Origin of the sequence: Aurantimonas sp. C2-5-R2 (genome assembly GCF_036549495.1) — a bacterium.
GTDB lineage: Bacteria > Pseudomonadota > Alphaproteobacteria > Rhizobiales > Rhizobiaceae > Aurantimonas > Aurantimonas coralicida_A.
Window position 1 is genome coordinate 56,967 of record NZ_JAZHLJ010000018.1, and the last position, 9,734, is coordinate 66,700.

Sequence of the window (9,734 nt, forward strand, 5' to 3'; positions counted from 1 at the left end):
TCGCGTTCAAATCAAACGCCCGCCGGGATGCCCGACCGCTCCACCTTGCGCGGGGCGGTAAGTTCCTTCCATGTCGACAGCGCGGTGTTGACCGGCGCGTTGGCGGGCCGCTCGACGAAGCGGCCGTCGCCGGTGTCGGCGCGCACATCACCCTCCTTGTAGGCAAGCCGGCCGCGCGAAAAACTCATCACCGGCAGGCCGGTTACCTCGATGCCCTCGAAGACGTTGTATTCGATTGCCGATTTCTGGGTCTTGGCAGAGATGGTCTTGGTCGCGGCCGGATCCCAGACGATGATGTCGGCATCGGCGCCGGGCAGGATCGCGCCCTTCTTCGGGTAGATGTTGAGGATCTTGGCGATGTTGGTCGAGGTGACGGCGACGAACTCGTTCATGGTCAAGCGGCCGGTCCGAACGCCCTTGGTCCACAGCACCGGCAGCCGGTCCTCAAGGCCCCCGGTGCCGTTCGGGATCTTGGTGAAGTCGCCGACGCCCATGCGCTTCTGCTCGCTCGAAAAGGCGCAATGGTCGGTGGCAACGACCTGGAGCGAGCCGGCCGCCAACCCCGCCCAGAGCGAATCCTGGTGCAGCTTGTTGCGAAACGGCGGCGACATCACCCGGCGCGCGGCGTGATCCCAGTCGGGGTTGAAATATTCGCTCTCGTCGAGGGTGAGGTGCTGGATCAGCGGCTCGCCGAAGACCCGCATCCCCTTTTGCCGCGCCCGGCGGATCGCCTCATGGGCCTGCTCGCAGGAAGTGTGGACGACATAGAGCGGCACGCCGGCCTGGTCGGCGATCATGATCGCCCGGTTGACCGCCTCGCCCTCGACCTCGGGCGGGCGCGAATAGGCGTGGCCCTCCGGCCCGCTATTGCCCTCGGCCATGAGTTTTTGCTGCAGGAAGGCGACGACGTCTCCGTTTTCGGCGTGGACCAGCGGCATCGCGCCGATCTCGGCGCAGCGCGAGAACGAGGCGAACATCTCGTCGTCGTTCACCATCAGCGCGCCCTTGTAGGCCATGAAGTGCTTGAAGGTGTTGATGCCGCGCTCGACCACCTTGGGCATCTCGTCGAAGACCTGTTCACCCCACCAGGTGATCGCCATGTGGAAGGAATAGTCGGTGCGCGCCTTGCCGGCCTTCTGGTACCAGGCTTGCAGCGCGTCGATCAGCCCCTGCCCCGGTCCCGGCAGGCAGAAATCCACCGTCATCGTGGTGCCGCCGGCCAGCGCCGCCGCCGTGCCCGAGTCGAAATCGTCAGCCGAGAAGGTGCCCATGAAGGGCATCTCCATATGGGTGTGCGGATCGATGCCGCCTGGCATGACATAGGTGCCGGAGGCGTCGATCACCTCGTCGCCGTCGAGATCAGGCCCGACATCGACGATGATCTCGCCGTCGATCAGGACGTCGGCCTTCCACGTGCGGTCGGCGGTGACGACGGTTCCGTTCTTGATGACGATGGTCATGGGTTCGTTCCTTGGCTGATCGACGGAATCGTAGACGGGCCGGCAAGAAGTGAGCTTGCAAGTTGCAGGAAGACGATCAAAGCGCGCTCGACCTGCATCATCTGGCTTGGTTCGAGAGCACCGATCGGCCCAAAGACCTTCTCTCGAGGATAGGTCTGGACCTTGTCGACCATCGCTTGCGAGCGCACGCGAAGCCCGTTCGAAGGATGTGGCTCGACGAGGAATCGAATGGAGATGTCACTGGAGAGGTCGCTCGTAAACGGGACGACGGTCACGCTGCCGAGATGTTCGGCAAGATAGTCAGCCTGCACGACGACAGCCGGCCGCGCCTTCCCGCAGTCTCCCTTCCCGGAAACGAGGACGACATCGCCGCGCTTCATGAAGGCAGATCGTCCCACAAGTCGGCGACCTCCTCGGAAAGGCAGTTAATCTCTCCAGAGCGACGATCGGCTGCATTGATGGCATCGCAATCGCGCTTCAGTTGTTCCTTGAACTCAGGGCTATCCCAATCAGGAACCCACACTTCCACCGGCACGAAGCCTCTCGCGCGAAGATCGGCGCGCTGCTCTTCGGTCAGTTCCTTCGGCCTTCCCATTGCGACCTCCTGAAGATGCCCGTCGAATCCGAATTCTACTCCACGATCCCGGCCGTCTCCACCACGGCGTGAAACAGCACGTTCGCCCCCGCCGTCGCCCATTCCTTGGAAATGTCCTCCGCCTCGTTGTGAGACAGGCCGTCGACGCAGGGGCACATCACCATTGCCGTCGGCGCGACGCGGTTGATCCAGCAGGCATCGTGGCCGGCGCCGGACACGATGTTCCTGTGCGAATAACCGAGGCGTTCGGCGGCGTCGCGGACGGCCTTGACGCAATCCGCGTCGAAGGTGACGGGGTCGAAATGCCCGACCTCGTCGACCGCGGCGCCGATGTCGAGCGCCTCGGCGATCGTGTCGATGCCGTCCTCGATGCGCTCGCGCATTGTGTCGAGTGTTTCCTTGGACGGCGAGCGGATATCGATGGTGAAGACCGCGCGGCCGGGAATGATGTTGCGCGAGTTCGGATAGATCTCGACATGGCCGATCGCGCCGACGGCGTTGGGCTGGTAGTCCATCGCAACCTCGTGGACCAACTCGGTGATCCGCGCCATGCCGAGCCCGGCGTTGCGGCGCTTGGGCATTGGTGTCGAACCGGTGTGGCTCTCGCGGCCGGTCAGCGTCACCTGCAGCCAGTAGAGCCCCTGCCCATGGGTGACGACGCCGATGTCGATCCCCTCATCTTCGAGGATCGGCCCCTGCTCGATATGCAGCTCGAAAAATGCCTTCATTCGGCGCGAGCCGACCGGCTCCTCGCCCTCCCAACCGATCCGTTTCAGCTCGTCGCCGAAGCGCTTGCCGGCGGAATCCTCGCGGTCCTTCGCCCAGGCCTCGTCATGGACGCCGGCGAAGACGCCCGACGCCAGCATCGCAGGGGCGAAGCGGGTGCCCTCCTCGTTGGTCCAGTTGGTCACGACGATCGGGTCCTTCGTCTGGATGTTGAGGTCGTTGAGCGTGCGGACCAGTTCCAGCCCGCCGAGGACGCCGAGAACGCCATCATATTTGCCGCCGGTCGGCTGGGTGTCGAGATGGCTGCCGACATAAACCGGCAGCGCGTCCGGGTCGGCGCCCTCGCGCCGCGCGAACATGTTGCCCATGGTGTCGACGCCCGTCGTCAGGCCGGCCGCCTCGCACCAGGACTGGAACAGGTGGCGGCCCTCTCCGTCGGCGTCGGTCAGCGTCTGGCGGTTGTTGCCGCCAGCGATGCCGGGGCCGATCTTTGCCATCTCAATGATCGAATCCCAGAGCCGGTCGCCGTTGATCTGGAGGTTGGAAGCAAGGCTCATGGAATCCCTCATGTCTGGTCGTCAGCAATGGGCGGCGGTCGTCAGTCGAGGCTCTTCAGAATGCCCCGCAAGGTCTCGACGATCTCGCCGATCTGATCCTCGGAGATCATCAGCGGCGGCGACAGCGCGATGATATCGCCAGTGGTGCGGATCAACAGCCCTGCCTCATAGGCCTTGAGGAAGGCCGAGAACGCCCGCTTCGTCGGCTCGCCGGCAACCGGATCGAGCTCGATCGCCGCGATCAGGCCAATGGTGCGGATGTCGATGACATGCCGCTCCCCCTTCAGCGAATGGATCGCGTCGGCCCAGACCGGCTCCAGCGCCTTCGCCCGCTCGAAAAGCCCGTCTTCCTTGTAGGTCTCGATTGTTGCCAGACCCGCCGCGGCGGCGATCGGATTACCCGAATAGGTATAGCCGTGGGCGAACTCGATCAGATGCTCGGCGCCGCTCATGAAGGCGTCGTAAATCGCGTCCTTGACGTAAACAGCGCCCATCGGAATGACGCCGTTGGTCAGCCCCTTGGCGGTCACCATGATGTCCGGCGTCACGCCGAAATAATCGGCGGCGAAGGCTGCGCCCATGCGGCCATAGCCGGTGATGACCTCGTCGAAGATCAACAGGATGCCGTGCTGGTCGCAGATCTCGCGCAAGCGCTTGAGATAGCCCTTCGGCGGCGGCAGCACGCCGGTCGATCCCGCCACCGGCTCGACGATGACGGCGGCGATAGTCGAGGGATCGTGTAGCGTCGCGATCCGGACAAGATCCTCGGCGAGTTCGGCACCATTCTCGGCTTCACCGCGGGAATAGCCGTTGCGCTCGGGGTCGTGGGTATGGCGCATATGGTCGACGCCGGTCAAAAGCGTGCCGAACATCTTGCGGTTGCCAACGATGCCGCCGACGGAGATGCCGCCGAAATTGACGCCGTGATAGCCGCGCTCGCGCCCGATCAGGCGGAAGCGCGCGCCATCGCCCTTGGCGCGGTGGTAGGCGAGCGCGATCTTCAGCGCCGTTTCGACGGACTCGGAACCTGAATTGGTGAAGAACACATGGTCGAGGCCGGTGGGGGCGATGGCCGCCAGCTTCGAGGCCAGCTCGAAGGCCTTGGGATGGCCCATCTGGAAGGCCGGCGCATAATCGAGCTCGGCCGCCTGACGCTGGATCGCCTCGGTGATCTTCGGCCGGCAATGACCGGCATTGACGCACCACAGTCCCGCGGTGCCATCCAGCACCTGGCGTCCGTCGGACGTCGTATAGTGCATGTCCTTGGCGGCGACGAACAGACGCGGCGCCTGCTTGAACTGCCGGTTCGCCGTAAAGGGCATCCAGAAGGCTTCGAGATTGTTGGGGACGATCGTCGCGTGCTCGTTCATCGGCTTGCCCCTCGCCAAGCGACGATCCAAGTATGGAAAGGCGCCAGAAATCTTGACTAAATGGTCAAAATGAAGGCTAGAAGGTCACCCGGAACGGGTCAAGCGACTTCGCCGCGAAACCGATAAGCGGCACGGGACGGCGATCGAAAGAAGGAAGGACAACAGGTCTTGGACGCGACGGTCCCTCCACCGGATTCACGCGCCGGCGTCGAGGATGACAATCGGCAGCCCACCCGCATTCAGGCGATCAACCGCGAGGTCATCCTGGAAGCGGCCCTGGAGGTCTTCTCGGTCCACGGATTCCGCGGCTCGACGGTCGACCAGATCGCCTCCCGCGCCGCGATGTCCAAGCCCAACCTACTTTATTACTTTCGCCGCAAGCAGGACATCTACCACGCCGTACTCGAGCGCACGCTCCGCGACTGGCTGGTGCCGCTGGCCGCGATCGATGCCGGTGGCGATCCGGTCGAGGAACTGCGTCGGTACATTACCGAGAAGTTGCGGATGGTGGCCGAGCGGCCAGCCGCTTCGCGCCTCTTCGCCAACGAGATCCTGGCCGGCGCGCCGGTGATGGGCGGCTTCCTGGAGACCACGCTGAAAGAACTGGTCGACGAGAAGGCCGACATCATTCGCGAATGGGTGGGCCGGGGACAACTGGCGCCGGTCGACCCCCACCATCTCATCTTCATGATCTGGGCGACGACGCAGCATTACGCCGACTTCGATGTTCAGATTCGCGCCGTGATGGGCGACCTGGTCGACCGGCCCGGCTTCCGCGAAGAGGCCGCGCAGGCGGTCCTGACCCTGGTGCTCAACGGCCTGAAGCCGAGGTCGTGAGGCCGGTTGCCTAATAGCCGTCTTCCGCCCATGATCGCCCGCGCCGGTGGGCATCGGCACCCAGGGAGATCCGACTCGTGGCCAAGCTGATCGCGCTTTACAAGCATCCGAAGGACCCGGCGGCATTCGACGCCCACTACGCGGCGACCCACGCCCCCCTCGCCAAGACAATTCCGGGGTTAAGGCACTACGATGTCAGCGACGGCAAGGTCGCCGGCCCCGGCGGCGATAGCAGCTACCATCTCGTGGCGACGCTGACCTTCGATTCGATGGCCGATATCGAAGCGGGGCTCGCTTCCCCCGAGGGACAGGCGACGGCGGCCGATCTCGGCAATTTCGCCGACGGCGGCGTCGAACTGCTCATGTTCGACACCAAAGACCTCTGACGCTTCAAAGACCGACGTATCCTGCCGCGGTGCGGTGGCGGCTTCAGGCCGCAGCCATGGACTTGTCGGCGGCGAGCGAAGGAAAATCACTTCTCCATTGATTGGCGACCTCCATCAGCATCTTGGCCAAGTCCGAAGACGGTCTTGGCTTGGAGAAGAGGTAGCCCTGCATTTCCCGGCAGCCTTCGCTGTATAGGATCTGCATCTGCTCCGGCGTTTCGATGCCCTCGGCGATGACACTCATGTTGAGCGCTCGCGACAGGCCGATGATCGAGCGTACGATGGCGATGTTTTCGGCGCGGCCCATATCACGGACGAAGGATTGATCGATTTTGATCTTGTCGAAGGGAAAGCGGCTCAGATAACCCAGCGAGGAATAACCGGTCCCGAAGTCATCCATAGAAATCGTCAGGCCCAGCCGACGGAACTCCTTGAGGATCGATAACACTCGGTCGCCTTCGTCCAGAAACAGCGATTCGGTCACCTCGATCTGCAGCCGTCGGGGCGCAAGGCCCGATGCTGCCAACGCGCCGCGAACGTCCTCGACGAGCGTGGGGCTCTTGAACTGCACCGCCGACAGATTGACCGAGATGGTGAGATCCTCGGGCCATTTGGAGGCTTCATGGCAAGCGGCATCGAGCGCCCATTTGCCGAGCCGCTCGATCAGGCCGGTCTCCTCCGCGAGCGGGATGAAGACGGCGGGTGAAATCATGCCGCTTACGGGGTGCTGCCAACGCAGCAGGGCCTCGAAACCGCTGACGCGCCGCCGTTCGGTGTCGATGAACGGCTGGTAAAACAGTTCGAACTGGCCTTCGTCCAGAGCCTTCTGGAGATCGAGTTCCATCTCGCGACGGCGCTGCAGCTTCTCGCGCATGGCGGGTTTGAATCGGCGGTAAGCGCTCCCCGCCTCCTGCTTTGCCTGGTAAAGGGCAAGGTCGCAATTCTGTAGGACGATGTCCGCGCCGAGGCTCGTCATTCGCTGACCGGCCGCAATATGAACAGTGCCGACACTGCCTCTCGCCTCGATCCGGCGACTTTCCACGTCGAACGGCGAGTCGAAACTCGCGACCAGAGCCCCAGCGAACGCATCCGCGTCGCCTGTTCCCCGCACCCCCGGCAATACGACCGCGAACTCGTTTCCGCCGAGCCGGGAGACGGTGGCCTTTGGCCCTGCGATTCGCACGAGCCTGTTGCCGCATTCCTTTAAAATGGCGATATTATACTTGACACACCACGGACTTGATGCGATAACAGCATCAAGGAGTTAGACCCATGTCCGTTCTGTCCCGTCCCTACTTCCACGATGAAGCCGCCGCCTTCGCCCATGTCGAAAGCGTGTTGTGGCCGGAAGGCCCGAATTGCCCTCACTGCGGCAATGTCGGCAAGATCTACGAACTCAAGGACGTGACGGGCAAAACGGGCAAGGTCCGCCACGGCCTGCGCAAGTGCGCCGAATGCCGCAAGCAGTTCACGGTTCGCGTCGGCACGATCTTCGAGTCCTCGCATATCCCTTTGAGCAAATGGCTTCAGGCGATCCACCTGATGACCTCCAGCAAGAAGGGCATCAGTTCCAATCAGCTTCACCGCGTTCTGGAAATCACGCTCAAATCGGCATGGTTTCTGTCGCACCGCATCCGTGAGGCGATGCGCTCGGGCGAATTCACCCCAATGGGCGGCGCTGGCGCGATCGTTGAAGTGGACGAGACGTTCATCGGAAACGATCGTTCGGTAAAGCCCAAGGGCGTCAAGAAGGGTCGCGGCTACCACCACAAGCACAAGGTGCTGTCGCTGGTCGATCGTGCCAGCGGTCAGGCCCGCAGCATGGTGGTCGACAACCTCAAGGCCGAAACTCTGACGCCGATCCTTCGCGAGAACATCGCCAAGGAAGCGCGCATCATGACCGACGAGGCCGGTCAGTATCGGAACATCGGCGTTCATTTCGAGGATCACGGCTTCACCCGTCACGGCATCGGCGAATATGTGAGTCTTGAGGATGCGACGATCCACACGAACACGATCGAAGGCTATTTCTCGATCTTCAAGCGCGGCATGAAGGGCACCTATCAGCATTGCGGCAAGCGCCACCTGCACCGCTATCTGGCGGAGTTTGACTTCCGCTATAACAATCGCGTCCGGTTGGGTTGCGACGATAGCGAGCGCGCCTTGCGGACGCTGGAGGGTGTGAAGGGGCGGCGGCTGACGTATCAACAGGCTGATTTGTAGGTGACTGAACGCCTCAACGAAAAAGCGCTCTGCGATCGCAGAGCGCTTTTTCGCCTAGGCAAATACAGCAGTCTTAACCACCATCGCTCATATCAAAATCTCTCCATATCGTGGATATTGAAACGTATATAGGGATTATTCGCTTGCGCAATCCCCATTTCTCATGATCGTGAATGAATGAGGACCTCATTGGTTGCCGCGCCGATTAGGCTTACCCAAGGCGACAAAAGCTCCAAATTCCGCGCAGACGGGACGATGACGTCCCGTGTACCGATGTCCTTTCCATGAGAGAGCACATTCCGTAGTTGTCGCAACTTGGTTGAAAAACTCTTCATCAGATTTGGGTCATGGCTGTCGAAGCTGTCCGTTTGCCTCACCAGAGGTTCCAGTTTGTAACCCCCGTCGAAATGAACAGGAGTGGAAAGCGGGATTTTGTTTTTCTCAATAGTTCTCCAAATAACCTCTCCGTTGACGAGTCGCTCTATCATGGAGTCGAAGCGCGGGATTTCGTCAGTCGCCTTTGCGCTTGCAAATAGGCCAATGATCTCGGCCGCGGCTCGATCAGGGTTGTTGAACTTGGCGGGGTGAGAGATGATATCACATATTTTCCCCTTCAGTTCATCAGAGGCATATTCACCAGCCGCATATTCCAGCATCCGATAATACAAGATAAAACGGAGAATGGAATTCCCGTGGTTTGACGCCTCCCAAAAGTCCAGAAGGTTGCGGTCGAGTCTCTTTCCCCTTACATCAACAGGCAAAATATCTTCCACGTACCTGTCTATATTTACTGGGGATTTATTGAATTCCTTGTGAATCAATACGTGTGGACTTCTTTTATCGAAATATTTTATATGAAAATTTAGATTCGCAATCATTTCGAGAGTGTCGGGATTAATATTATTGACGTTTGAAATGTAGAACGATCGGGGCTCATCAACAGAAAACGCCTCTTTCATGACCTCCTTTCTTTTTGTGGTGATATTATCGATATCCACACGCTGACGGAATGAAAGAAGATTTCGATGCGTAGTCTCTGTCGGTGCCGAAACAGGAACAGCAAGGCGCGCTATCGTGAGAAGTCTAGGTGACGACCGGCCGAACCGGCAATGGTGCTCAATTCCATTGAAATAGAAATTGAAGCTGCGTTCACACAACTCTTTAAAATGTATCGGTATCTTATACGAGGTCCAAATTACCTCAATTTCATTGGTATCCGTGTGAAATATTGCTGATAAATCTACTGGTAGATGCAGTGCGTTTAGAGTTTCTATTGCCTCATCGTCTTCTTCCGGGCACGAAAGCGCAAGAGTTTCGTCTCCCCACGGGTTCAGAATTTGCCGTATGACGGACCCATCGGGAGCTTCATTGGCTGCGTCCGCAATTTTCGAATACGGATGACGCCGAAGGAAGGGCGCTAGTGGTCCGATTTCGACATTTGCATCCCGCTTGGAGCACCCTGGCAAGCAAATGTCGAAATCAAAGGACCACTAGCACTACTTTGGCACTTTTGGTTTATCGGTTTCCGCGATGAGCATTTCACAATGAGGGCATCGCAGGGGCGGAGGCCGTGCGAAGAG

General features: G+C 60.5%; 10 protein-coding genes. 3 read left to right on the forward strand and 7 right to left on the reverse strand.

The features are described 5' to 3' along the window. Positions 1-11 precede the first annotated feature (11 nt). Genes hydA through VQ044_RS10715 form a run of 5 tightly spaced genes read right to left on the reverse strand, consistent with a single transcriptional unit; the run spans position 12 to position 4,708 of the window. Positions 12-1,460 (reverse strand): dihydropyrimidinase, encoded by a 1,449-nt coding sequence (gene hydA / locus VQ044_RS10695; protein WP_327647144.1) that lies wholly within the window; start codon positions 1,458-1,460, stop codon positions 12-14. Beyond that, a complete protein-coding gene (locus VQ044_RS10700) occupies positions 1,457-1,840 on the reverse strand; it encodes a type II toxin-antitoxin system PemK/MazF family toxin (protein ID WP_327647145.1) in 384 nt (127 codons plus the stop codon). Before VQ044_RS10700 ends, hydA begins: the two co-directional genes overlap by 4 nt. Further along, the gene (locus VQ044_RS10705; protein ID WP_327647147.1) at positions 1,837-2,055 is read right to left on the reverse strand and encodes an antitoxin MazE-like protein; all 219 of its coding nucleotides are present in this window, start codon (positions 2,053-2,055) and stop codon (positions 1,837-1,839) included. Before VQ044_RS10705 ends, VQ044_RS10700 begins: the two co-directional genes overlap by 4 nt. A 35-nt stretch (positions 2,056-2,090) precedes the next feature. Next, positions 2,091-3,338 carry a Zn-dependent hydrolase gene (locus tag VQ044_RS10710; RefSeq protein ID WP_327647148.1) on the reverse strand — a complete coding sequence of 416 codons (1,248 nt, stop codon included), beginning with the start codon at positions 3,336-3,338 and terminating at the stop codon, positions 2,091-2,093. Between the two features lie 41 nt (positions 3,339-3,379). Next, complete coding sequence (locus VQ044_RS10715) at positions 3,380-4,708, reverse strand: aspartate aminotransferase family protein (protein WP_327647149.1); 1,329 nt, start codon at positions 4,706-4,708, stop codon at positions 3,380-3,382. Between the two features lie 168 nt (positions 4,709-4,876). Here VQ044_RS10715 and VQ044_RS10720 point away from each other — a divergent pair, with 168 nt between their 5' ends. Then, positions 4,877-5,545 carry a TetR family transcriptional regulator C-terminal domain-containing protein gene (locus VQ044_RS10720; RefSeq protein ID WP_442872899.1) on the forward strand — a complete coding sequence of 223 codons (669 nt, stop codon included), beginning with the start codon at positions 4,877-4,879 and terminating at the stop codon, positions 5,543-5,545. Positions 5,546-5,622: 77 nt separating this feature from the next. Continuing rightward, positions 5,623-5,931, forward strand: coding sequence for an EthD family reductase (locus tag VQ044_RS10725; RefSeq protein ID WP_327647151.1), 309 nt, complete (start codon positions 5,623-5,625; stop codon positions 5,929-5,931). Between the two features lie 43 nt (positions 5,932-5,974). Here the strand turns inward: VQ044_RS10725 and VQ044_RS10730 are convergent, their stop codons facing one another. Next, a complete protein-coding gene (locus VQ044_RS10730) occupies positions 5,975-7,180 on the reverse strand; it encodes a putative bifunctional diguanylate cyclase/phosphodiesterase (protein ID WP_327647156.1) in 1,206 nt (401 codons plus the stop codon). A gap of 23 nt (positions 7,181-7,203) precedes the next feature. On the opposite strand from VQ044_RS10730, the gene VQ044_RS10735 reads away from it, so the two are divergent. Then, positions 7,204-8,154: an IS1595 family transposase gene (locus VQ044_RS10735; RefSeq protein ID WP_327647152.1), complete on the forward strand. Its 951-nt coding sequence runs from the start codon at positions 7,204-7,206 to the stop codon at positions 8,152-8,154. A 161-nt stretch (positions 8,155-8,315) separates the two neighbouring features. Here the strand turns inward: VQ044_RS10735 and VQ044_RS10740 are convergent, their stop codons facing one another. Further along, complete coding sequence (locus VQ044_RS10740; RefSeq protein ID WP_327647154.1) at positions 8,316-9,113, reverse strand: hypothetical protein; 798 nt, start codon at positions 9,111-9,113, stop codon at positions 8,316-8,318. Positions 9,114-9,734 lie beyond the last annotated feature (621 nt).